Origin of the sequence: Enterobacter sp. JJBC (assembly GCF_036936505.1) — a bacterium.
Taxonomy (GTDB): Bacteria; Pseudomonadota; Gammaproteobacteria; order Enterobacterales; family Enterobacteriaceae; genus Enterobacter; species Enterobacter hormaechei_C.
Genome location: NZ_CP136935.1, coordinates 390812 through 413899, shown reverse-complemented (window position 1 = coordinate 413899; position 23088 = coordinate 390812). Strand labels below are relative to the sequence as shown.

At 53.1% G+C, this 23088-nt stretch carries 16 protein-coding genes, 1 tRNA gene and 3 rRNA genes; 8 read left to right on the top strand and 12 right to left on the bottom strand.

The genetic code is table 11. From position 1 onward, the window contains the following. Positions 1–33 precede the first annotated feature (33 nt). From RY075_RS01975 to RY075_RS01955, 5 genes are read right to left on the bottom strand one after another with little or no spacing between them, the layout of a single operon-like run. Positions 34–777 (bottom strand): DUF2786 domain-containing protein, encoded by a 744-nt coding sequence (locus tag RY075_RS01975; protein ID WP_338628001.1) that lies wholly within the window; start codon positions 775–777, stop codon positions 34–36. Beyond that, positions 770–1024 (bottom strand): TraR/DksA C4-type zinc finger protein, encoded by a 255-nt coding sequence (locus RY075_RS01970; RefSeq protein ID WP_338627999.1) that lies wholly within the window; start codon positions 1022–1024, stop codon positions 770–772. Before RY075_RS01970 ends, RY075_RS01975 begins: the two co-directional genes overlap by 8 nt. Then, on the bottom strand, positions 1017–2729 hold the full coding sequence (locus tag RY075_RS01965; protein WP_338627997.1) for a ParB family protein: 1713 nt from the start codon (positions 2727–2729) through the stop codon (positions 1017–1019). Before RY075_RS01965 ends, RY075_RS01970 begins: the two co-directional genes overlap by 8 nt. Next, a complete protein-coding gene (dnaB-PI, locus tag RY075_RS01960) occupies positions 2726–4090 on the bottom strand; it encodes an SPI-7-type island replicative DNA helicase (RefSeq protein WP_338627995.1) in 1365 nt (454 codons plus the stop codon). Before dnaB-PI ends, RY075_RS01965 begins: the two co-directional genes overlap by 4 nt. Then, the gene (locus RY075_RS01955) at positions 4087–5001 is read right to left on the bottom strand and encodes an AAA family ATPase (RefSeq protein WP_338627994.1); all 915 of its coding nucleotides are present in this window, start codon (positions 4999–5001) and stop codon (positions 4087–4089) included. Before RY075_RS01955 ends, dnaB-PI begins: the two co-directional genes overlap by 4 nt. Positions 5002–5240: 239 nt before the next feature. Here RY075_RS01955 and RY075_RS01950 point away from each other — a divergent pair, with 239 nt between their 5' ends. Further along, complete coding sequence (locus RY075_RS01950; protein ID WP_109949103.1) at positions 5241–5861, top strand: DUF2238 domain-containing protein; 621 nt, start codon at positions 5241–5243, stop codon at positions 5859–5861. A 97-nt stretch (positions 5862–5958) separates the two neighbouring features. On the opposite strand, the gene rrf is transcribed toward RY075_RS01950, so the two are convergent. The 4 genes from rrf to RY075_RS01930 all read right to left on the bottom strand — a co-directional run bounded on the left by rrf (position 5959) and on the right by RY075_RS01930 (position 10934). Continuing rightward, a 5S ribosomal RNA gene (gene rrf / locus RY075_RS01945) occupies positions 5959–6074 on the bottom strand. Positions 6075–6144: 70 nt separating this feature from the next. Further along, positions 6145–9050, bottom strand: a 23S ribosomal RNA gene (locus tag RY075_RS01940). A gap of 182 nt (positions 9051–9232) precedes the next feature. Continuing rightward, positions 9233–9308, bottom strand: a tRNA-Glu gene (locus RY075_RS01935). Between the two features lie 84 nt (positions 9309–9392). Next, a 16S ribosomal RNA gene (locus RY075_RS01930) occupies positions 9393–10934 on the bottom strand. Together the 16S, 23S and 5S rRNA genes with 1 tRNA gene alongside form the textbook arrangement of a ribosomal RNA operon. A 485-nt stretch (positions 10935–11419) precedes the next feature. Here RY075_RS01930 and RY075_RS01925 point away from each other — a divergent pair. Next, positions 11420–12373 (top strand): nickel/cobalt transporter, encoded by a 954-nt coding sequence (locus tag RY075_RS01925; RefSeq protein ID WP_023324028.1) that lies wholly within the window; start codon positions 11420–11422, stop codon positions 12371–12373. 33 nt (positions 12374–12406) lie between these two features. Here RY075_RS01925 and proP read toward each other — a convergent pair whose 3' ends face one another. Continuing rightward, positions 12407–13909: a glycine betaine/L-proline transporter ProP gene (proP, locus tag RY075_RS01920; RefSeq protein WP_003860199.1), complete on the bottom strand. Its 1503-nt coding sequence runs from the start codon at positions 13907–13909 to the stop codon at positions 12407–12409. A gap of 646 nt (positions 13910–14555) precedes the next feature. Here proP and kdgT point away from each other — a divergent pair. Beyond that, positions 14556–15548, top strand: coding sequence for a 2-keto-3-deoxygluconate transporter (gene kdgT, locus RY075_RS01915; protein ID WP_003860201.1), 993 nt, complete (start codon positions 14556–14558; stop codon positions 15546–15548). A gap of 35 nt (positions 15549–15583) precedes the next feature. Here the strand turns inward: kdgT and RY075_RS01910 are convergent, their stop codons facing one another. Continuing rightward, the gene (locus RY075_RS01910) at positions 15584–16462 is read right to left on the bottom strand and encodes a diguanylate cyclase regulator RdcB family protein (RefSeq protein WP_003860203.1); all 879 of its coding nucleotides are present in this window, start codon (positions 16460–16462) and stop codon (positions 15584–15586) included. Then, the gene (crfC, locus tag RY075_RS01905) at positions 16459–18813 is read right to left on the bottom strand and encodes a clamp-binding protein CrfC (protein WP_045337009.1); all 2355 of its coding nucleotides are present in this window, start codon (positions 18811–18813) and stop codon (positions 16459–16461) included. Before crfC ends, RY075_RS01910 begins: the two co-directional genes overlap by 4 nt. 591 nt (positions 18814–19404) lie before the next feature. On the opposite strand from crfC, the gene RY075_RS01900 reads away from it, so the two are divergent. From RY075_RS01900 to phnE, 5 genes are all read left to right on the top strand, one after another. Then, the gene (locus RY075_RS01900; protein ID WP_003860206.1) at positions 19405–19740 is read left to right on the top strand and encodes a zinc ribbon domain-containing protein YjdM; all 336 of its coding nucleotides are present in this window, start codon (positions 19405–19407) and stop codon (positions 19738–19740) included. 80 nt (positions 19741–19820) lie between these two features. Beyond that, positions 19821–20252 carry a VOC family metalloprotein YjdN gene (yjdN, locus tag RY075_RS01895; protein ID WP_003860208.1) on the top strand — a complete coding sequence of 144 codons (432 nt, stop codon included), beginning with the start codon at positions 19821–19823 and terminating at the stop codon, positions 20250–20252. A gap of 173 nt (positions 20253–20425) precedes the next feature. Further along, positions 20426–21214 (top strand): phosphonate ABC transporter ATP-binding protein, encoded by a 789-nt coding sequence (gene phnC, locus RY075_RS01890; RefSeq protein WP_032608263.1) that lies wholly within the window; start codon positions 20426–20428, stop codon positions 21212–21214. 22 nt (positions 21215–21236) lie between these two features. Then, on the top strand, positions 21237–22253 hold the full coding sequence (phnD, locus tag RY075_RS01885) for a phosphonate ABC transporter substrate-binding protein (protein WP_023324026.1): 1017 nt from the start codon (positions 21237–21239) through the stop codon (positions 22251–22253). A gap of 53 nt (positions 22254–22306) precedes the next feature. Next, positions 22307–23086, top strand: a complete 780-nt coding sequence (gene phnE, locus RY075_RS01880; RefSeq protein WP_023302942.1) for a phosphonate ABC transporter, permease protein PhnE — start codon at positions 22307–22309, stop codon at positions 23084–23086. Positions 23087–23088 lie beyond the last annotated feature (2 nt).

Below are 23088 nucleotides of genomic sequence, written 5' to 3'. Positions count from 1 at the left end.
CAGCCCGACAGGCAGGCACTCCATAAAATAATGTCAGTCATGTGTACGGCCTCCCGTCGTAACCTGCTGTTGAGCCTGCGAACCACTCAGGCCATGATGAATATCGGTATCCCGACCGGCTAACCAGCCCGCCACACGCGCGGCTTTGTCGCCACGACATTTACCGGCCGTCCGGACACTAACCATCCCCAGCGTGTCGCCGGTGTGACGCCGGACCAGCCAGTTTTTGAGCATGACATTCTCACTTTCTGAAGGCGCAAATGACTGTAGTACCTGCCAGACACCAGACACCCACCCTTCCCGAAACTGATCGGCCCTGCGGCGGAGCGTGTTCTTAAGGATACGGCGCTTCCGGTACCCGGCGATCTGTACATCAGTGTCTGCACGGAGTTGCCGCTGTAAAACGGTATAGATATAAAGCGCCACCTCCGCTCTCTCGCTGAAACCATAAAAATGCAGTGATCGGCGAACACGTTTAACGCCGCTGCAACTGGTGTGAACATGCCAGCCAAACCAGCAGCGGCAGCCGGTTGCCATGCAAACAACCGTGGCAAGTGAATTGAGCCATGCAGGTACTTTTTCTGCATTACTGGTCAGGCTCTCACAGACTGACTCCCGGATGTCATGCAGTGAAAGCATGTCCGGTGTCAGGCCATGACGCTGCATCAGACGCTGAGCCAGTGCTACTGCGCGGGCCGCCTCATGTGGATTACTGTTCCGGGTGCCCAGCGCCATCAGGTGCCGGATACGTGCTATCACCTTTGCATTGTCAGACATGACGTCTCCCCCTGTTGCCGGAAGCACGATGAACGCTCTGCTTCTCCTCCACATCCTGACAGCCGGCACACAACGCAACGCCTGGCACAGCCAGTTGACGGGCGACGGGAATATCAGCGCCACAGCATTCACAGGTTTCTTTTGACGGGCGTGACGAGTGCACTTTTGCCCGGATAGCATCAATACCGCGCTGGGTGAAAACAGCAGTACTGGCCTGAGCCATTTCATCATTCAGGTCATCAGACATTTTCCCCTCCCTTCGCAGCCAGACGCTGTAGTTCGCGCAGACGACGGATCACACGTATTAGGCGCATTATTTTAACGACCGTGACATCATCGAAAACAGCCGTATCTGCGGGGTCCTGAGAACCAAAAAAATTCAGGCAGAACATAAACATGTTGAACTGTTTATTCGGGAGTGAGCCAGAGAGCCCCGACAGAAAAAGGGTAAATTCACTGGCGGTTTCAGAAATGGTGAAGCCTGATGAAAGTGGGTCTTTATCCTCATGAACACCGTCTGCACAGCCCATCGCTTCCGCGATTTCGAAAGTCAGGCGATAAGACATATCCTGCAGGTGTTCGATGTCGTCCTGTAACGCCGGGATATGCCAGATATCACTGACTGGCTCCAGGCCTGTTGCGGCGAAAGCCACTGAACTGACATAAACAGTGGAGGATTCACCCTGTTCGCCAAATGCAGAGCGAAGCGTGCTGGCGTCAGCATCTGACTTAAGTAACCACTCTCCACCGTTTGCCGTGTTATCAGCCTGACCGGTAATCACCGGATGACCGCCAAAGAGGTCGTTCTGCACCTCACAGCGTGACTCACTTCCGGCTGACAAACTGTCGGGAAGCTCAGCACTTTCCGGCAGTTGAGGTGCCGGTTCCGGGCGTCCGGAGGTCGTCAGCGTACCGCTACGCAGGCCAGTAACAGGAGCCTCAGAGGAATTATCTGCCGGCAGAGACGTAACCGGGGGCGTTGTGCGCTCCCGGGTACCTGACTGTTCCGATGCGGGAGTCAGCGCCGGCAACGGAGGTGGCTCACCAAACTGCTCACGGCGTTTTTGCTCGCGAGGATCAAGTTCAATCAGCCAGCGATCATAATTCAGACTGGGATGCGGTAGCGCCTTAACCAGCTGACCAATAAATTCATCCCTGAATACGTCAAGTGCATAACTGTCAGGTTCGTCAAAGCACCTGCACGTTGCGCCAAAGACATCATCCAGTGTGCAGTCAGGTTTTACGTCACCACTGAATGATTTCCAGACCTTCATGGCTGAAGAGCGAAGACTGAGGAGTGGAGTTGCCTGCCCACGGCTCATGCCGCTTTCAAGTAACCGGGGCATATGGGGATACAGATAATTAAGCGTATCCTCCATTCTGCTTACGCTGGAATTATCAATAGGGTAACCTTCCTTACCCAGCAACTCAGAAAGCTCTCGCAAGGTAACACTTCGGCCCAGTTGCTCTTCATAAATTACACGCGCTTTATGGACTCCGAATGCCTTTTCAATATAGGTAAGATCCCCCCTGACCTCATTTTCGGCCAGATGACCAACGAGACATTTGAGCCGCCCAGGCCAGGGTTTGAAAATGGTGTGAACACGGAAGTACCGTTCATCACCCGTTTCCTGCCAGAGTTCGCAGAGGATCTGATAACGAGTATTACCTCCATCACTGAAAATGTAGACATCGTCACCGTCGGGATCTCGGGTCACTTTAGGAATAGAGTCCAGTCCACGTGCACGAACGGAGGCTTTAATTTCCTCAAATCGTGGATTGCGCCCTTTACGTGGGTTGTCCGGATTCGGGCGTAACTGATCGAGGGTGAGCACCATCGCCATTTCACTTACCGGTTGGGCAACGACAGGAGTGTGATCGACAGGCTGTACCGGGGATTTGCCCCGCTGCAACATGGCTGCACCGATGTTAAGTTTGCTGACATTACTCATGCATACCTCCCGCTCTCAGGAGTCGCAGAGAAACGGGTATACCGACCTTCATATTGCAGGCGGATCGTACCTGTAGGCCCCTGGCGCTGTTTGCTGATAATAATTTCAGCGACCCCCTTATCATCTGTATTTTCGTGATAGACTTCATCACGATAGATAAAGACGATAACGTCTGCATCCTGCTCCAGTGCACCAGAATCACGCAAATCGCCATTGTTAGGCCGCTTATCTGCACGACTTTCCAGCTGGCGATTCAGCTGTGAAAGGGCCACAACCGGACAACCCATTTCTTTCGCCAACGCTTTCAGTGAGCGCGATATTTCGGCAATTTCTTGCGTGCGGTTTTCCTGGTCCGGACAACGCATGAGCTGCAGGTAATCAAGACCAATGACGGAAGGGTGACCATAACGACGGGCATTACGACGGGCACGAATTCTGAGCATGGCTGGAGTCAAAGAACCGGTATCATCAATGATGAGGCGATCTTTAAGATCTCCCATCAAAAGCGCAGATGCATTTGAAACGCGCGCCCAGTCCTCATCATCCATCAGGCCACTTTTAAGACGTGTGAGGTCAACATTGCCAAGTGAAGCGACCATACGCATCAGGATCTGATCTGTTGGCTGCTCAAGACTGTAAAACTGTGCCAGTAAATCCACTTTTTTCAGAAGTGAATTAAGGAGCATACTGATCAGAAATGCCGTTTTCCCCATAGAAGGACGTGCAGCGATGAGCACCAGATCACCGGACTGCAGGCCGCTGGTCATGGCGTCAAAATCATCAAAACCAGTAGGCGTACCGGTAATACCATCAGGCACATTGCAGCGACGCTCCAGTTCCACCAGGAGCTTTTCCATACCATCAAGCAGCGTGACAGCCTGCTGTGGTTCTGAACGTTCTGCCAGACGGGTAATTTTCTGCTCAGCAGTCTCCATTACCGCCCCGATATCGACTCCGGGCACCTTAACAGTTTCAGCTATCTCTGTACCAATTGCGGCCAGTTGTCGCCCCTGGCTGTACCTGCCAACAATGTCACAGTAAGCAACGATATTGGCCGCACTCGGGGTGTTTTTAGAAAGTTCGGCTAGATAGGCAAAACCACCCAGTTGATCAAGCGCATCCTTACCGCGACTTTCAATGCTCTCAGCAAGCGTAATCAGGTCAATCGGACGCCCCGCTGCAACCAGACGCGACATCTCATGAAAGATGACGCGGTGAACCTTAAGATAAAAATCATCCATGGTGAGACGGAGCGCGACTTCATCCCAGCACTCATTATCCAGCATCAGGCCACCAATAACGCTCTGCTCAGCATCCTGCGAAAATAGTCCTGGTACATTTCTGCGGTTGTCTGACGTCATTCCTCGTCCCCCGCATTTGCTAACGCATCGAAACTTTCTTTCCATTCAGGGAACAGTTCGCAGGCCAGGTTATACATAGAGGTAAATGCGGAATCGCTTTTACGGCTGGTTTTTTTCTCAAGGCGATGGACTGGCACCCCTTTAACATGCCCCATGACATAGACGGTAAGGTCATAGATACGAGTCGTCAGCAGGTCGATATGGATTTTATCGGCATGGATGCTATAGCGTTTTTCTTCAACGATTTTTTCGACTTCAGCAAGTGTTTCAACTGAAAGCTTGTCATAGTCCATGCAGTTGATGAGTAATTTTGTATTCGGGAGCTGAATACCAAAAGTGCTATATGGGAGCAGCTCTTCCATCAATGCGACAGTACCACGCATAAACTCCCTGATATCTGGAAGGATCGGTTTCGCTACACCAACCATAGAGCCGGTAGAGGCCAGGATAATCAGCTCAGACATCACAGATCGTGAGCCTTGTGAATCGACAATAATCACGCCATATGGACTAAAGAGAGGGTGTGAAAGTGCATTTCGCAGCCGAACCCTGCCATCAGGCGCATTCAGCATTGCAGTAGGAAGAAAATTTCGGGGGTCGTTGGAAACAATAACGTCCAGGTTCTCAATCGACGTGCGGGAGATAATATTTTCTGGTGCAGAAAGATCAGCCGTCTGCATCAACAGTTCGTAAAGACCACAGGGGGCTTCGTAAACCAAAGGAAAGATACTGCTGGCAGTTGGCTGCGCGTGGTCACCATCGAGCAGGAGGGTTTTTATCCCTGCATCGGCCAGGAAACCGGCAAGATTGGCTGACTGAGTAGACTTACCCTCTCCGCCTTTTGTTGAAACGACAGGAATCACACGAGGTTTAACACTCGATGATGGATAACCGATTGTTTGTGAATGCATTTTGGCACCTGAATATTATCAGGATGCGGCTTAACAAATACAGATCATTAGCACATAGAATTTAACATTCTGACACGGGGATTGAAAATCCCCGTGTCCTTGGTTCGATTCCGAGTCCGGGCACCACTATTTAAAGAACCCAGCCTATGGCTGGGTTTTTGCTTTTCTGTCCCCGCTACGCATTGAATTTTCCCTTCTGTCAGGTAATAGTGATTTTTTTTCCTGACAATGAAAATGATATGACCTTATCTGCTTTAAAAGTCGGGTCACTGCTCCTGCTGTTGATCCTGTTTTATACCGGCCTGTTCACGAGCGATCGCATCACCTGGCTGATGGAGGTGACGCCCGTCATTATCATCATCCCACTTCTGCTTGCCATGCACAGGCGATACCCCCTGACTCCCCTTCTCTATACCCTGGTTTTCTTCCACGCCATCATTCTGATGGTTGGTGGTATGTACACCTATGCAAAGGTTCCGGTTGGTTTTGAGGTTCAGGAGATGCTCGGGCTTAGCCGAAATCCGTATGACAAGCTCGGTCACTTCTTCCAAGGGCTGGTTCCCGCACTGGCAGCGCGAGAAATTCTGCTGCGCGGTGGGTATGTTCGTGGACATAAGATGACGGGATTTCTGGTGTGCTGTGTTGCTCTGGCCATTAGCGCCACCTATGAACTCATTGAGTGGTGGGCTGCTTTGGCGATGGGACAGGGTGCGGATGATTTTCTGGGGACGCAGGGCGATCCATGGGATACCCAGTCTGATATGTTTTGCGCGCTGCTTGGTGCGTTAACGACGGTACTGATCCTTGGGCGTTTCCATCAGCGGCAATTGCGTCGTTTGAATGTGGATAGTGCGCTCTGAGTTGCCGGGTGACGGCTTCGCCTTACCCGGCCTGCCGTTTTTCAACAAATAAACGCAAAAAGGCCATCCTTGCGGATGGCCTCTTCACTTGTTTGATGCCTGGCAGTTCCCTACTCTCACATGGGGAGACCCCACACTACCATCGGCGCTACGGCGTTTCACTTCTGAGTTCGGCATGGGGTCAGGTGGGACCACCGCGCTAAAGCCGCCAGGCAAATTCTGTTTAATCTGTATCAGGCTGAAAATCGTGTCTGTCTCTTCGCCAAAACACCTTCGGCGTTGTAAGGTTAAGCCTCACGGTTCATTAGTATCGGTTAGCTCAACGCATCGCTGCGCTTACACACCCGACCTATCAACGTCGTCGTCTTCAACGTTCCTTCAGGAGACTTAAAGTCTCAGGGAGAACTCATCTCGGGGCAAGTTTCGTGCTTAGATGCTTTCAGCACTTATCTCTTCCGCATTTAGCTACCGGGCAGTGCCATTGGCATGACAACCCGAACACCAGTGATGCGTCCACTCCGGTCCTCTCGTACTAGGAGCAGCCCCCCTCAATTCTCCAGCGCCCACGGCAGATAGGGACCGAACTGTCTCACGACGTTCTAAACCCAGCTCGCGTACCACTTTAAATGGCGAACAGCCATACCCTTGGGACCTACTTCAGCCCCAGGATGTGATGAGCCGACATCGAGGTGCCAAACACCGCCGTCGATATGAACTCTTGGGCGGTATCAGCCTGTTATCCCCGGAGTACCTTTTATCCGTTGAGCGATGGCCCTTCCATTCAGAACCACCGGATCACTATGACCTGCTTTCGCACCTGCTCGCGCCGTCACGCTCGCAGTCAAGCTGGCTTATGCCATTGCACTAACCTCCTGATGTCCGACCAGGATTAGCCAACCTTCGTGCTCCTCCGTTACTCTTTGGGAGGAGACCGCCCCAGTCAAACTACCCACCAGACACTGTCCGCAACCCGGATCACGGGTCTACGTTAGAACACCAGCCATTAAAGGGTGGTATTTCAAGGATGGCTCCACGCAGACTGGCGTCCACGCTTCAAAGCCTCCCACCTATCCTACACATCAAGGACCAGTGTTCAGTGTCAAGCTATAGTAAAGGTTCACGGGGTCTTTCCGTCTTGCCGCGGGTACACTGCATCTTCACAGCGAGTTCAATTTCACTGAGTCTCGGGTGGAGACAGCCTGGCCATCATTACGCCATTCGTGCAGGTCGGAACTTACCCGACAAGGAATTTCGCTACCTTAGGACCGTTATAGTTACGGCCGCCGTTTACCGGGGCTTCGATCAAGAGCTTCGCGTTGCCGCTGACCCCATCAATTAACCTTCCGGCACCGGGCAGGCGTCACACCGTATACGTCCACTTTCGTGTTTGCACAGTGCTGTGTTTTTAATAAACAGTTGCAGCCAGCTGGTATCTTCGACTGATTTCAGCTCCGTCCGCAGGGACTTCACCTACATATCAGCGTGCCTTCTCCCGAAGTTACGGCACCATTTTGCCTAGTTCCTTCACCCGAGTTCTCTCAAGCGCCTTGGTATTCTCTACCTGACCACCTGTGTCGGTTTGGGGTACGATTTCGTGTTACCTGATGCTTAGAGGCTTTTCCTGGAAGCAGGGCATTTATCACTTCAGCACCGTAGTGCCTCGTCATCACACCTCAGCGTTAACAAGGTACCGGATTTACCTGGAACCTCCGCCTACATGCTTAAACCGGGACAACCGTCGCCCGGCTGACATAGCCTTCTCCGTCCCCCCTTCGCAGTAACACCAAGTACAGGAATATTAACCTGTTTCCCATCGACTACGCCTTTCGGCCTCGCCTTAGGGGTCGACTCACCCTGCCCCGATTAACGTTGGACAGGAACCCTTGGTCTTCCGGCGAGCGGGCTTTTCACCCGCTTTATCGTTACTTATGTCAGCATTCGCACTTCTGATACCTCCAGCATGCCTCACAGCACACCTTCAACGGCTTACAGAACGCTCCCCTACCCAACAACGCATAAGCGTCGCTGCCGCAGCTTCGGTGCATGGTTTAGCCCCGTTACATCTTCCGCGCAGGCCGACTCGACCAGTGAGCTATTACGCTTTCTTTAAATGATGGCTGCTTCTAAGCCAACATCCTGGCTGTCTGTGCCTTCCCACATCGTTTCCCACTTAACCATGACTTTGGGACCTTAGCTGGCGGTCTGGGTTGTTTCCCTCTTCACGACGGACGTTAGCACCCGCCGTGTGTCTCCCGTGATAACATTCTTCGGTATTCGTAGTTTGCATCGGGTTGGTAAGCCGGGATGGCCCCCTAGCCGAAACAGTGCTCTACCCCCGAAGATGAGTTCACGAGGCGCTACCTAAATAGCTTTCGGGGAGAACCAGCTATCTCCCGGTTTGATTGGCCTTTCACCCCCAGCCACAGGTCATCCGCTAATTTTTCAACATTAGTCGGTTCGGTCCTCCAGTTAGTGTTACCCAACCTTCAACCTGCCCATGGCTAGATCACCGGGTTTCGGGTCTATACCCTGCAACTTAACGCCCAGTTAAGACTCGGTTTCCCTTCGGCTCCCCTATACGGTTAACCTTGCTACAGAATATAAGTCGCTGACCCATTATACAAAAGGTACGCAGTCACCCCATAAAGAGGCTCCCACTGCTTGTACGTACACGGTTTCAGGTTCTTTTTCACTCCCCTCGCCGGGGTTCTTTTCGCCTTTCCCTCACGGTACTGGTTCACTATCGGTCAGTCAGGAGTATTTAGCCTTGGAGGATGGTCCCCCCATATTCAGACAGGATACCACGTGTCCCGCCCTACTCTTCGAGTTCACAGCATGTGCATTTTCGTGTACGGGACTATCACCCTGTACCGTCGGACTTTCCAGACCGTTCCACTAACACACAAGCTGATTCAGACTCCGGGCTGCTCCCCGTTCGCTCGCCGCTACTGGGGGAATCTCGGTTGATTTCTTTTCCTCGGGGTACTTAGATGTTTCAGTTCCCCCGGTTCGCCTCGTTAACCTATGTATTCAGTTAACGATAGTGTGTCGGAACACACTGGGTTTCCCCATTCGGACATCGCCGGGTCAAAGGTTCATATCACCTCGCCGGCGCTTTTCGCAGATTAGCACGTCCTTCATCGCCTCTGACTGCCAGGGCATCCACCGTGTACGCTTAGTCGCTTAACCTCACAACCCGAAGATGTTTCACTTCTGATTGCGAAAATTTGAGAGACTCGAACACACATGAGCTGTGTGTCGTTTCAATTTTCAGCTTGATCCAGATTTTTAAAGAGCAAATATCTCAAAAGTGACTCGCAAGTCAGTTTTGAGATATGGCGGCAGGTGACTTTCACTCACGAACCAGCAAGTGGCGTCCCCTAGGGGATTCGAACCCCTGTTACCGCCGTGAAAGGGCGGTGTCCTGGGCCTCTAGACGAAGGGGACGTACAGTCTCAATCGCAAGACGCCTTGCTATTTACTTTTCATCAGACAATCTGTGTGGACACTACAAAGGCAGGTTCTTTAAGGTAAGGAGGTGATCCAACCGCAGGTTCCCCTACGGTTACCTTGTTACGACTTCACCCCAGTCATGAATCACAAAGTGGTAAGCGCCCTCCCGAAGGTTAAGCTACCTACTTCTTTTGCAACCCACTCCCATGGTGTGACGGGCGGTGTGTACAAGGCCCGGGAACGTATTCACCGTGGCATTCTGATCCACGATTACTAGCGATTCCGACTTCATGGAGTCGAGTTGCAGACTCCAATCCGGACTACGACGCACTTTATGAGGTCCGCTTGCTCTCGCGAGGTCGCTTCTCTTTGTATGCGCCATTGTAGCACGTGTGTAGCCCTACTCGTAAGGGCCATGATGACTTGACGTCATCCCCACCTTCCTCCAGTTTATCACTGGCAGTCTCCTTTGAGTTCCCGGCCGGACCGCTGGCAACAAAGGATAAGGGTTGCGCTCGTTGCGGGACTTAACCCAACATTTCACAACACGAGCTGACGACAGCCATGCAGCACCTGTCTCAGAGTTCCCGAAGGCACCAAAGCATCTCTGCTAAGTTCTCTGGATGTCAAGAGTAGGTAAGGTTCTTCGCGTTGCATCGAATTAAACCACATGCTCCACCGCTTGTGCGGGCCCCCGTCAATTCATTTGAGTTTTAACCTTGCGGCCGTACTCCCCAGGCGGTCGACTTAACGCGTTAGCTCCGGAAGCCACGCCTCAAGGGCACAACCTCCAAGTCGACATCGTTTACGGCGTGGACTACCAGGGTATCTAATCCTGTTTGCTCCCCACGCTTTCGCACCTGAGCGTCAGTCTTTGTCCAGGGGGCCGCCTTCGCCACCGGTATTCCTCCAGATCTCTACGCATTTCACCGCTACACCTGGAATTCTACCCCCCTCTACAAGACTCTAGCCTGCCAGTTTCGAATGCAGTTCCCAGGTTGAGCCCGGGGATTTCACATCCGACTTGACAGACCGCCTGCGTGCGCTTTACGCCCAGTAATTCCGATTAACGCTTGCACCCTCCGTATTACCGCGGCTGCTGGCACGGAGTTAGCCGGTGCTTCTTCTGCGGGTAACGTCAATTGCTGAGGTTATTAACCTCAACACCTTCCTCCCCGCTGAAAGTACTTTACAACCCGAAGGCCTTCTTCATACACGCGGCATGGCTGCATCAGGCTTGCGCCCATTGTGCAATATTCCCCACTGCTGCCTCCCGTAGGAGTCTGGACCGTGTCTCAGTTCCAGTGTGGCTGGTCATCCTCTCAGACCAGCTAGGGATCGTCGCCTAGGTGAGCCGTTACCCCACCTACTAGCTAATCCCATCTGGGCACATCCGATGGCAAGAGGCCCGAAGGTCCCCCTCTTTGGTCTTGCGACGTTATGCGGTATTAGCTACCGTTTCCAGTAGTTATCCCCCTCCATCAGGCAGTTTCCCAGACATTACTCACCCGTCCGCCACTCGTCAGCGAAGCAGCAAGCTGCTTCCTGTTACCGTTCGACTTGCATGTGTTAGGCCTGCCGCCAGCGTTCAATCTGAGCCATGATCAAACTCTTCAATTTAAAAGTTTGATGCTCAATGAATTAAACTTCGTAATGAATTACGTGTTCACTCGTTGAGACTTGGTATTCATTTATCGTCCGAGGACGTTAAGAATCCATGTCACTTTGAGTGCCCACACAGATTGTCTGATAAATTGTTAAAGAGCAGTTGCGACGCGCTTCAGCGCTCTGTCGCGAGGTGGCGTATATTACGCTTTCCTCTTTCAGAGTCAACCCTGATTTTCAGGATTTTTTCTCTTCAACCGACCGGGTTGTTTGTGAAGTGATTCACATCCGCCGTGTCGATGGAGGCGCATTATAGGGAGTTCCCGAGCGACCGCAACAGAAAAGTTGCAAAAAAATGACTGATTGCTGTATTCCCCAGCAAAACCCCGCCTTATACCTTTTTACGCACAGACTTATCCACAATCCATTGACGATCCCGGTGTGATCCAGCGATTTGAACACTATACTAGCGGCAAATATTTCTCTCGCGGGTCAACCTCATGACGACACAACGACTTCAACGTGACTGGCGTCTCCCAACCGCCGGGCTCGCCGTGCTGGTGTTACTTATGGCAGGTTTTGCACTGCATGGGCACTGGAATGCTTTTATTCAGTGGTGCCTCGCCACCCAGATCACCCTGCACCGTTATCTGGTGATGTATTTGCTGCAACTTAATAATCATCAGTACAGCGGTGGGCTGTGGTTGTTAACCGGTGCGTTTCTTTATGGTGTACTCCATGCCGTTGGACCGGGACACGGCAAATTCATCGTCACCACGTATCTCACCACCAATAAAGAGAGCCAGCTCGCGGCGCGCGTCGTACCGTTTATCGGTAGCCTGATGCAGGGCGTCAGCGCAATCGCCTTTGTCTTTATCCTGGCGGTTGGATTGAACTTCGCGTCAGGGGATATCAGCACCAGCCGTTGGTACGTCGAGAAAATCAGCGCCCTACTGATTGCCGCCTTCGGTGCATTTATCATTTATCAGGCGCTCAGCAGCCTGCGTCCGCGCAAAATGGCGATTAGCGCCATCAAGCCGCTTCACCAGCATAATGAACATTGTGGCTGCGGCCATCACGGCGTAGGGGTGGATCTGGCTAAAAGCGACTGGAAAACCCGTCTGGGCGTGGTGCTGGCCATAGGCGCACGCCCGTGCAGCGGGGCAATTATGATCCTGATGTTCTCGAATGCGCTCGGCATTATTAGCTGGGGGATTGCTGCTGTGATGACAATGTCGCTGGGCACGGCGCTGTCGATTATGGGGCTGTCGCTGGCAGTACGTTACGCACGTGAACGCACAGTAGCCTGGTTTGGTGGCGGCACGTCCCTGAACTGGATAATGCCGATGGTCAAAATTGCCGGAGGGGTTGTTCTGATACTGTTCGCGACGGTCCTGTTTCTGACGGTGATCCCCGTCAGCGCTGGCGGCGACTACATCGCCGCAGGATGCTAATAAAAGAAAACCCGCCAGCGGCGGGTTTTTTTATCACTCGTTAATTCTCGGATGCTGGTCAACCAGGCGAGAACGTTTTTTCTGGAGCGCCTCGATCTCTGCGTCAATATCTTCAATCTTCTGCTCTACATTATCGTAGTGCTCACGCAGGATCTCTTTCGCTTCCTGAATATCAGACGCCGCAGGCGTTGCCCCTTTCAGGGGACGATTCGCCGTCTCCTTCATGGTAATACCGGTAATCAGGCCGACCACCGCAATGACCATCAGATAGTAAGCAGGCATCATCAGGTTCTGCGTGCTCTCCACCAGTGAAGCAGCAAGTGTCGGCGTCAGGCCCGCAATCAGAACGGAGATATTAAAGGCTGCCGCCAGCGCACTGTAGCGAATATGCGTCGGGAACATTGCCGGCAGCGTAGAAGCCATCACCCCGATGAAGCAGTTGAGGATCACCGCCAGCATCAGCAGACCGGCGAAAATCAGCCCCAGCACATTGCTGTTAATCAGAATAAAGGCCGGAATTGCCAGTGCGAACAAGGCGACGCTGCCGAGAATAATGAATGGCTTACGGCCAAAGCGGTCGCTCAACAGACCCATAATCGGCTGCACAAACAGCATACCTACCATGATGGCGATAATAATCAGCACACCGTGGTCTTCCGAGTAGTGCAGGTTATGCGACAGGTAGCTCGGCATGTAGGTCAGCAGCATGTAATAGGTGACGTTGGTGGAAATCACCAGACCAATACAGGTCAGCAGGCTGCGCCAGTGTTTGGTCGCAATCTCCTTGAACGACACTTTCGGGCCATCCTGTAACCCTTCACGGTCACCCTGCTCCAGCTTTTCAACGTGCTGCTGGAACGCAGGCGTCTCTTCCAGGGCGTGACGCAGGTAAAGCCCAATGATGCCCAGCGGCAGCGCCAGGAAGAACGGAATACGCCAGCCCCAGTCAAGGAAGTTCTCTTCACCCACTACGGTTGAGATCAGAACGACAACCCCCGCGCCCATGACGAATCCGGCAATCGAACCAAAGTCCAGCCAGCTGCCCATAAAGCCGCGTTTACGGTCCGGAGAATATTCGGCGACAAAAATCGATGCACCGGTATATTCGCCGCCAACGGAGAAGCCCTGCGCCATCTTACAGATCAACAGCAGAATCGGCGCCCATATACCAATAGTCGCATACGACGGAATAAGGCCGATACAGAATGTACTTATCGACATGATGACAATGGTAATAGCCAGGATTTTCTGGCGACCATATTTATCACCCAGCATGCCGAAGAAAAGACCACCAAGAGGGCGAATCAGGAAGGGAACGGAGAACGTACCCAGCGCGGCAATCATCTGCAAGCTGGGATCGGCACCGGGGAAGAACACTTTACCAAGTGCATAGGCCACAAAGCCGTAAACACCAAAATCGAACCACTCCATCGCATTACCGAGCGAGGCCGCTGTAATCGCTTTGCGCAGTTTCGCGTCATCAATAATGGTGACATCGCGCAGCGTGATGGGTTTTACTTTTTTCCTTCTAAGCATAGCTTTCCTCGTAGACTCAGCCCCGTCCGTTTCACAGCGCATTTTGCAAGCTGTGAACCAGAGATCCGCTCCATGCGAATCTCCTTATTCAAGCGTAGCAGGTTTACTTACATTGACGTTTTACCTCAATACAACCGAACCTGTTGACGCCTGTCTGGGCAGTTAAAGACCTTTTTACCCTACCAGCGTTTATATATGTGATCAACTTCACATATATTTTTCCTGTTCGTAAGATGCCTTCAGCTTTTGTCAATTCACGATAAGTAAGGTCATTCTCAACCCCCTTATCAAACAGATCTTAACGCCCGTTATTATTCATTCCCAAACAAAATACAGACACATTTCTTCACAGCGAATTTACACAAAATTTAATTATTAACCATGGGCAAACCTGTTTCCATTCAATATGTGACGGAGATAACTAAAACAGCGTTTCGTTTTGATTGAATCGCAATTCCAAAGATCGCATGATAAATCCGAACACGATATCTCAGCGGCTTTCAAATGAAGGAATACTGAACGCCTTAATTTCACTTTACAGCATAAGTAACGAATCGATTGGCCTCCAAAAAGGCAATCATTTGAATTTGTTGATCTATTTTTTGAGATTTCCGCCAGCCACGCGGGCGAGATGTGAGGGTTAATGATGAAGATTAAAGCAACTATAGAACGCATCCCGGGCGGGATGATGCTGGTCCCGCTGGTACTTGGCGCGATATTAAATACGCTGGCCCCGAATACCGGTGCTTATTTTGGCGGTTTTACAAAAGGTATGATCACCGGAACGGTACCGATTCTGGCAGTCTGGTTCTTTTGCATCGGCGCATCTATTAACTTGCGTGCAACAGGTACGGTATTACGTAAATCAGGGACGTTGGTCATTACTAAAATTGCGGTCGCCTGGGTTGTTGCCATGATCTGTGCGATGTTCATTCCGGAGAATGGAATTCAGACTGGCTTCTTCGCCGGATTATCCGTTCTGGCCATTGTCTCAGCAATGGATATGACCAACGGCGGTCTCTATGCCAGCCTGATGAATCAATATGGCACCAAAGAAGAATCGGGCGCGTTCGTGCTGATGTCCCTGGAGTCGGGTCCACTGATGACGATGTTGATTCTGGGTTCTGCTGGCCTTGCCTCCTTTGAACTACACCATTTTGTCGGGGCGATCCTGCCGTTCCTGATTGGTTTTGCGCTGGGTAACCTCGATCACGATCTGCGCGATTTCTTCAGCAAAGCCACCCCGGTACTGATCCCGTTCTTCGGCTTCGCGTTGGGCAATACCATCAACCTGAACGTAATTCTGGAAACCGGCCTGCTGGGTATTGTGCTGGGTGTTGCCGTCATCGTCATCACGGGTATTCCGCTGATTATTGCAGACCGCGTCATCGGGGGCGGCAACGGAACCGCGGGTGTGGCCGCCTCTTCGGCCGCAGGCGCTGCGGTAGCCAACCCGGTGATTATCGCCCAGATTAACCCGGCCTTTGAACCCGTAGCCGCTTCCGCCACGGCTCTGGTTGCCGCCAGCGTGATTGTGACGGCAATTCTGGTCCCTATCATCACGGCACTGTACGCCAGACGCTTTGGGCATGTGCCTGAGTCCCGGACAGAACATGAAGCGGTAGAAATGCACCACTAACCCTTTCGCCCCCCTCTTTAAAAAGAGGGGGGCAATCACGTACCAAATATCTCTTCCACCATGCCATCCACAAGCCGTTTTGCCGAACAGAGTCTTGGCATCCCCAGCGCGACCGTTTGCCAGCTCTGCGTCACTGACCAGCTCACCGGATGTTTTTCCGCCTGACACCAGTCCCCCAGCCAGCCCAGCATATCTTTATAATCAATCAGACCGGGAGAAGCGGGCGTCGTCAGCCACTGATGGTAAAAATGCCGGGTGGTGGGAGAAGCATTAATCTCCTGTGCCAGATAATTTGCGGCCATGCTGCGCAGGTTATCTTTCAGCATGGCCGCCACATCACTATTCGCCAGACGACAGGCATCGCCAAACGCCCCCCAGCGCAACTCTTCCAGCACGATAAAGCAGCGGCCAGCCAGCGACCAGCCGTCATACTGCCCGGCTCGCCAGCGGGTAAAAATTTGCTCGCTGTGCTCACCCGCCTGAACCGTAAGGCCTCGCTGCGCGAGCGCTTTCTCTTTATAGGCGGCACGCTGGTTGAAATGTGCGGAGAGCTCCTCGTACTGTTGCAACAATCCGGGAGGTTGAGGGAGGCGTGGATTCACCTGCTGGCGCAGGGCTACCAGCCTGTCGGACATACGGGTCAGCGCAAGGTGTCCGGGGTCGAGCATACCGGCAAGTTTCTCCGCCAGACCCAGCCGCAGTGCTGCATTTTCGTTGAGCATTCCCGCCATTGCCCACGGCCGCAGCCGGGTCTGCGTAATGATCTCCTGCGTCAAACGCTCACGAAATTGTAGTTGCTGTGGCCCCAGGAGGGCGTGACGTGCAGCATCCGCCCCCTGGACCAAATCGACCATAAATTTTGGATGAATACACTCCAGCGTCCGCCCGGGACCGTCCAGTAGCTGTGTTGTCATGGTTGCTCTGCCGCGAATAAGGTTTGAATATCATCGCGTAACAGTCGGGTATCTTCCTGAATCCACGCCGCAGTGGTCATACTTTGCTTCAACAACTGGCTAAGCGCCCGGGTTGAATGCTCATTCTGCTGCCGAACGGCAAGGCTATCACGCAAGCTTTCCTGTAACCCGGTCAGGCACAACGAAAACTCTGCAAAGAACGTTGCCATACCTGCCGTAACAGAGACATCGACCTGCGCGGCCAAAGCTTTACGAATTTGATCGCAAAACTGATCGGTATGTTGCGTAAATTTGCCATGAAGCTGAGCGATGTCGATGACATAGCGTGTGCGCGTCACGACATACTCCTCCCAGCCCCAGCCGGGATTATTGAGCCAGCGCGAGACGGTATTACGTACGCTGCCTGCCCCTGCTGGCTGACTGGCGGGAGGGGTGTCCTGCACAATGGCATCATTAAATAACCCGCGCGTATTGAAATTAAGCTGGTTTGCCTGAAACGCCGGGAAGCTAATCCGCGCCCGAAATCCGGCATGACTGAGCTGTTCCTTAATTCGCGTCTCGATGGGTCGCATCGCCTCATTCAACGATCGGGCGAGCGTAGACTCCAGCTGATCGAAGCGTAACGCCAGCTCCCGGCCAATTCTGCTCTGCGCATTCAGCATAATCTGCTCGCATGACGATCGGATCTTGCTCAGGACAATCTGCGCATGCCCTTCATCGTCAAGCACCAGCTGCTGGATCGCATCCGCGTCGTCTTCACGCAAACTGGATGGCTCGCGGCCTGCTAAGTCAAGAATAGACGGGCGGCTAAAAATGTCGCCCAGCGCCTGGTGAAGTTCATCTTTCTGGCGAAGCAGAAAAGCATCCGTTGCGTTGAGCGCCTCTTCAACTTCATGCTGGACCTCATCGCTCACCACGCTCTGCCGCTGACGCAGCATCGTCATATCCTCTTCCAGGCGCGCAATATTCAGCTCCAGCTCATCAAAAGCGACCGTCAGTCCCTGATGGCGAAAGTCCAGGTATTCTCTGGCATTTTGCGCATAGTTCAGCAGCTTATGCGATGCCGACCGTAAAGCGAACAGTGAGGCGTTGGCGTAAGCCGCGTAAATCAGTTTGCGGATGGGCTGTTCGAACAGCGAATCCTCCCACAGCAGATCCGCCGCATGGCGAATATGGTCAATATCGTCCAGGTCGGCCGTTCGCCAGCGGCGGCCCAGCGCGGCCTCGGCAAAATCCTGTACCCAACGCTGATCCTGATGATCGGGAAGGCGCCCATGGACGTTCATCTCATAGCGGGCGCGGTTTGCCAGATAGGCCCACATGGAAGAGACCGGATAAATTTGCCCCGGAGAAATATTCCCTTTCATCAGCGTGCCGGAAATCATCGCCCGCACCTGCTCTTCATCGTCGCTATTACGATCTTTCTGATCGAATTTGTTGACCAGGGCGTAAAGCGGCACGGATTTCCCGGCAGCCGAAATTGCCTGACGAACCTCAGCATCAGAAATGGATTTAAGCTGGGTGTAGTCCATCACCGCCAGAACGGCGGAGGCGCGCGCCAACTGCTCATTGAGCATTTTTTGCAGGTGCGGCTGACCGGCCTCGTTCGGCCCCGGCGTGTCGAGCAGCGTCAGTTGCCCCAGGTGCGCATCCAGACCGGCGAGATGCACAAACTCCACCTCAATCACCGGAATATGTTCAATCGCGGCATACTCAGAGAACGGAAACTCCACGCCTAGCGCCTGAGAAAGCCGCACCAGATCGTTCAGGCTTTTCAGACAATGAAAGATGGGCTCCGCGCCCAGGTGATGTTTTTCAAACGCCTCACCTCTTTCTATGCGCTCCAGCAGCGTATTCATGTCCTTGTCGATTTCCAGACGCCGCGCCAGCTTGCCGCGATCTTTATCGCACAGTTTTTTCTGCAACTGGGTAATCAGGGTATCGATGGGCGAAACGTGCAAAAAATGCAGCACCGGCTCCTTCTGGCCCGGCGTATGGCGGATCAGCGTGGGAAGCGCCGTCATCGGACGATTGCGGTTCGGCAGCACTTCCGTGCCCACAATCGCATTAATGGTGGTCGATTTTCCCGCTTTCATGGTACCCACAATCGCCAGTACCATTTCGAGGCGGGTTATTTTGCGTAATTCATTATTCAGCATCGCCTGCTGAGCGTCGACACCTCGTGCGCTAAAATGCAATGGCAAAACGTTGTTATTAACGCCGCTCATGGCAGCGGTTGTGCTATCCAGTTTTGCAATCGGCATAGATTTTAATGAATCAAGATTGTTCAGAGCGAGCTGTAACAAACGTTCAGCTTCCTGGCTTAATTCAAATATGGTCTGTGTGTGCATGATAAAAGCCTTCCCTTAACGCAAATTTATTACTTTTATTAAGCCACGATGTTTTAATTATACTTTTCAGGCTTATATGATCACGTATGGAAAACATGTTCATTTAATACAACTAACTGAAGATAATGAGAATTTAAAACCCACCCTCGTAATACGTGTAAAACATCCCCTGGCCAGAAAGCCAAAAGTGAATAGACAAAACGCATTTTCAGGAAACATCAGGATATATCATCGTTATTTACCCACCAAAAAAGAGAGGTATTCCCTGACGCCAAAAGATGTATGTCGTCAGAGGAGGGTAGATAAATAACGGCTTGTTCCTTCACCTTATCCGAAATGGCACAGCGTAGCAATTTGCTGTAATAAAATATTCGATACATTTAGCATGATTACGATCTCTGCCGTTCAGGGCATACGCTTCTCTTAATTCACTGACAGTTCGTGTCATCGCTTGCGCATTTATGCGCTATTTTTATAAAACAATATCACCGACAAAAGTGGGGATTTGCGTTATACTCGCTGCCTTTTTCGGCACACTGCCGTCATTTAGCTGGCGTTTTCCAGCGTGTTAACACTTTTGAGGATACCCACATGCAACTTCCACACTGCCCGAAATGCAATTCTGAATACACCTATGAAGACAATGGCATGTTCGTTTGCCCGGAATGCGCCCATGAATGGAACGATGCGGAGCCTGCGCAGGACAGCGATGCGCTGATCGTGAAAGACGCGAATGGCAACCTGCTGGCAGACGGCGACAGCGTTACCGTTGTGAAAGATCTTAAGGTAAAAGGCAGCTCCTCCATGCTGAAGATCGGCACTAAAGTTAAAAATATCCGTCTGGTTGAAGGCGATCATAATATTGACTGCAAAATTGACGGCTTCGGTCCGATGAAACTGAAATCTGAGTTCGTGAAAAAGAACTGATTGTCCCGCCCGGTGACGCTTCGCTTACCGGGCGTTCGGGAACTACACTTAACGGGCTTTTCTTACGTGAGGTAAAGATTATGCCGTTAAGTCCCTACATCTCTTTCGCCGGCAACTGTGCGGAGGCGACGGCCTTCTATCAGCAGGCCGTCGGCGCAGAACTCCTCTACAAAATCACCTTCGGCGAAATGCCCAAAGACGAAAACAGCGAAGAAGGCTGTCCGTCAGGCATGAACTTCCCGGATACCGCCATCGCCCACTCTAATGTCCGCATTGCCGGCAGCGATATCATGATGAGCGATGGTCTGCCACCCGGTAGCAGCACGCAGTACGCCGGATTTACGCTGGTGCTCGACACGCAGGACGTGGATGAAGGCAAACGCTGGTTCGACAACCTCTCTGATGGCGGCAATGTCGAAATGGCCTGGCAGGAGACTTTCTGGGCGCACGGATTCGGGAAAGTCACCGATAAATACGGCGTGCCGTGGATGATTAATGTCGTTAAATCATAGGCCGCATAAGCGCAGCGCATCCGGCAACAGCGCCCGGTCGCGCTGCGCTGGCCGGGCCTAGGGTGATTGTCATCAAACTCCCCTCAACTCTTCAAACTCCCGCAACCAACACTTAACCTGAATGTCATATTGATGCGCCAGCATGAGGCCACATTTATCGTGAGGCCGGGCACATGCAAACTGTCATTCGCGTCGAGAAACTGAGCAAAACCTTCCATCACAACAAGGCGCTGCATGCCGTTGATCTGACCGTCCAGCAGGGCGAAATGGTGGCGCTGTTGGGGCCGTCTGGTTCAGGTAAATCCACCCTTCTTCGTCACTTGAGCGGCCTGATTACCTGTGACAAAACGCCGGAAAGCCGCGTCGAACTGCTGGGGAACACCGTGCAACATGCGGGGCGTCTGGCGAGCGATATTCGCAAAAGCCGCGCTCAGACGGGCTATATCTTTCAGCAGTTCAACCTGGTGAACCGCCTGACCGTGCTCGAGAACGTGCTGATTGGCGCGCTCGGCAGCACCCCGTTCTGGCGCACCTGCCTGCGCTGGTTCTCCCTATCCCAGAAGCAAGAAGCCTTACAGGCGCTGACCCGCGTCGGCATGGCGCATTTCGCCCACCAGCGCGTCTCCACGCTCTCCGGCGGACAGCAGCAGCGCGTCGCCATTGCCCGCGCCCTGATGCAGAAAGCCAAAATTATCCTGGCCGATGAACCTATCGCCTCGCTGGATCCGGAGTCCGCCCGCATCGTGATGGAAACCCTGCGCGACATCAATCAGAACGACGGCATCACCGTGGTGGTGACGCTGCATCAGGTGGATTACGCCCTGCGCTACTGCGAGCGCATCGTCGCCCTGCGTCAGGGACATGTGTTCTTTGATGGCGCAAGCCACCAGTTTGATAACGAACGTTTTGACCATCTCTACCGCAGCGTAAACCGCGTCGAAGAGCGCGCGCAGGCTGCATAACGACCCATAACGAGGAATGGAAATGAGCTATAAAACGGTTGCCGCGCTGGCCTTCACCAGCATGTTCAGCATCAGCACCCTGTTAAGCCCGGCCCACGCCGAGGAGCAGGAAAAAGCACTGAACTTTGGCATCATTTCGACAGAATCACAGCAGAACCTGAAACCCCAGTGGGAACCGTTCCTGAAAGATATGGAAACCAAACTGGGGATCAAAGTGAACGCGTTCTTCGCCCCGGATTACGCGGGCATCATTCAGGGAATGCGCTTCAACAAAGTCGACATCGCCTGGTATGGCAACCTCTCTGCTATGGAAGCGGTAGATCGCGCGAACGGCCAGGTGTTCGCCCAGACCGTTGCGGCAGACGGCTCTCCGGGCTACTGGAGCGTGCTGATCGTTAACAAAGACAGCCCGATCAACAACCTCAACGACATGCTCGCCAAACGCAAAGAGCTGACCTTTGGTAACGGCGACCCGAACTCTACCTCCGGCTTCCTCGTCCCTGGCTACTACGTCTTCGCGAAAAACAACGTCTCCGCCAGCGACTTTAAGCGCACGGTTAACGCCAGCCACGAAACCAATGCCCTGGCCGTGGCGAATAAGCAGGTTGACGTTGCTACCAACAACACTGAAAACCTCGACAAGCTGAAGACCTCCGCGCCGGAAAAGCTGAAGGAAATCAAGGTTATCTGGAAATCACCGCTGATCCCGGGCGACCCGATCGTGTGGCGCAAAAACCTCTCCGAGAACACCAAGGACAAGGTCTACGACTTCTTTATGAACTACGGCAAAACGCCGGAAGAGAAAGCGGTTCTGGCACGTCTGGGCTGGGCACCGTTCCGCGCGTCCAGCGATTTGCAACTGGTGCCGATTCGCCAGCTGGCGCTGTTCAAGCAGATGCAGGGCGTGAAGGACAACAAAGGCCTGAAGGACGAAGAGAAGAACAGCAAAGTGTCGGAAATTCAGGCGCAGCTGGACGATCTTGACCGCCTGACCGCCGCGCTCGGCGCCATGACCAGCGTGAATAAAGCGGTGCAGTAACGCCTTTCTCCCTCTCCCTCAAGGGAGAGGGGACTAAACCCAAAGGAGCCAACATGCAAACCATCACCCTCCCGCCGCCAAAACGCAGCTGGTTCTCGCTCATAAGCTGGGCTGTTCTGCTGGCGGTGCTCGTTATCTCCTGGAAGGGCGCGGAGATGGATCCGCTGCTGCTCTTCAGGGACTCAGGCAACATGGCGACCTTCGCCGCCGACTTCTTCCCACCGGACTTCAGCCAGTGGCAGGACTACCTCGGTGAAATGGCGATCACCCTGCAAATTGCCGTCTGGGGCACCGCCCTCGCCGTGATCCTCTCCATTCCGTTTGGCCTGATGAGCGCCGAAAACATCGTGCCATGGTGGGTTTACCAGCCGATGCGCCGCCTGATGGACGCCTGTCGCGCCATCAACGAAATGGTCTTTGCGATGCTGTTCGTGGTCGCCGTCGGCCTGGGTCCGTTCGCGGGCGTGATGGCGCTGTTCATCCACACCACCGGCGTGCTCTCCAAGCTGCTCTCCGAAGCGGTTGAAGCCATCGAGCCCGGCCCGGTGGAAGGCATCCGGGCAACCGGAGCGAACAAAATCGAAGAGATCCTGTACGGCGTCCTGCCGCAGGTGATGCCGTTGCTCATCTCCTATTCCCTGTACCGCTTCGAGTCCAACGTTCGCTCCGCCACCGTGGTCGGCATGGTGGGCGCAGGCGGCATTGGCGTCACCCTGTGGGAAGCGATTCGTGGTTTCCAGTTCCAGCAAACCTGCGCCCTGATGGTGCTCATCATCGTCACCGTCAGCCTGCTGGATTTCCTCTCTCAACGTTTGCGTAAGCACTTCATCTGAGA

What these genes read in the sequence shown, in the direction of transcription:
- RY075_RS01975 (WP_338628001.1), bottom strand. Translation starts at nt 777, where the DNA reads ATGTCTGACAATGCAAAGGTGATAGCACGTATCCGGCACCTGATGGCG.
- RY075_RS01970 (WP_338627999.1), bottom strand. Translation starts at nt 1,024, where the DNA reads ATGTCTGATGACCTGAATGATGAAATGGCTCAGGCCAGTACTGCTGTT.
- RY075_RS01965 (WP_338627997.1), bottom strand. Translation starts at nt 2,729, where the DNA reads ATGAGTAATGTCAGCAAACTTAACATCGGTGCAGCCATGTTGCAGCGG.
- dnaB-PI (WP_338627995.1), bottom strand. Translation starts at nt 4,090, where the DNA reads ATGACGTCAGACAACCGCAGAAATGTACCAGGACTATTTTCGCAGGAT.
- RY075_RS01955 (WP_338627994.1), bottom strand. Translation starts at nt 5,001, where the DNA reads ATGCATTCACAAACAATCGGTTATCCATCATCGAGTGTTAAACCTCGT.
- RY075_RS01950 (WP_109949103.1), top strand. Translation starts at nt 5,241, where the DNA reads ATGACCTTATCTGCTTTAAAAGTCGGGTCACTGCTCCTGCTGTTGATC.
- RY075_RS01925 (WP_023324028.1), top strand. Translation starts at nt 11,420, where the DNA reads ATGACGACACAACGACTTCAACGTGACTGGCGTCTCCCAACCGCCGGG.
- proP (WP_003860199.1), bottom strand. Translation starts at nt 13,909, where the DNA reads ATGCTTAGAAGGAAAAAAGTAAAACCCATCACGCTGCGCGATGTCACC.
- kdgT (WP_003860201.1), top strand. Translation starts at nt 14,556, where the DNA reads ATGAAGATTAAAGCAACTATAGAACGCATCCCGGGCGGGATGATGCTG.
- RY075_RS01910 (WP_003860203.1), bottom strand. Translation starts at nt 16,462, where the DNA reads ATGACAACACAGCTACTGGACGGTCCCGGGCGGACGCTGGAGTGTATT.
- crfC (WP_045337009.1), bottom strand. Translation starts at nt 18,813, where the DNA reads ATGCACACACAGACCATATTTGAATTAAGCCAGGAAGCTGAACGTTTG.
- RY075_RS01900 (WP_003860206.1), top strand. Translation starts at nt 19,405, where the DNA reads ATGCAACTTCCACACTGCCCGAAATGCAATTCTGAATACACCTATGAA.
- yjdN (WP_003860208.1), top strand. Translation starts at nt 19,821, where the DNA reads ATGCCGTTAAGTCCCTACATCTCTTTCGCCGGCAACTGTGCGGAGGCG.
- phnC (WP_032608263.1), top strand. Translation starts at nt 20,426, where the DNA reads ATGCAAACTGTCATTCGCGTCGAGAAACTGAGCAAAACCTTCCATCAC.
- phnD (WP_023324026.1), top strand. Translation starts at nt 21,237, where the DNA reads ATGAGCTATAAAACGGTTGCCGCGCTGGCCTTCACCAGCATGTTCAGC.
- phnE (WP_023302942.1), top strand. Translation starts at nt 22,307, where the DNA reads ATGCAAACCATCACCCTCCCGCCGCCAAAACGCAGCTGGTTCTCGCTC.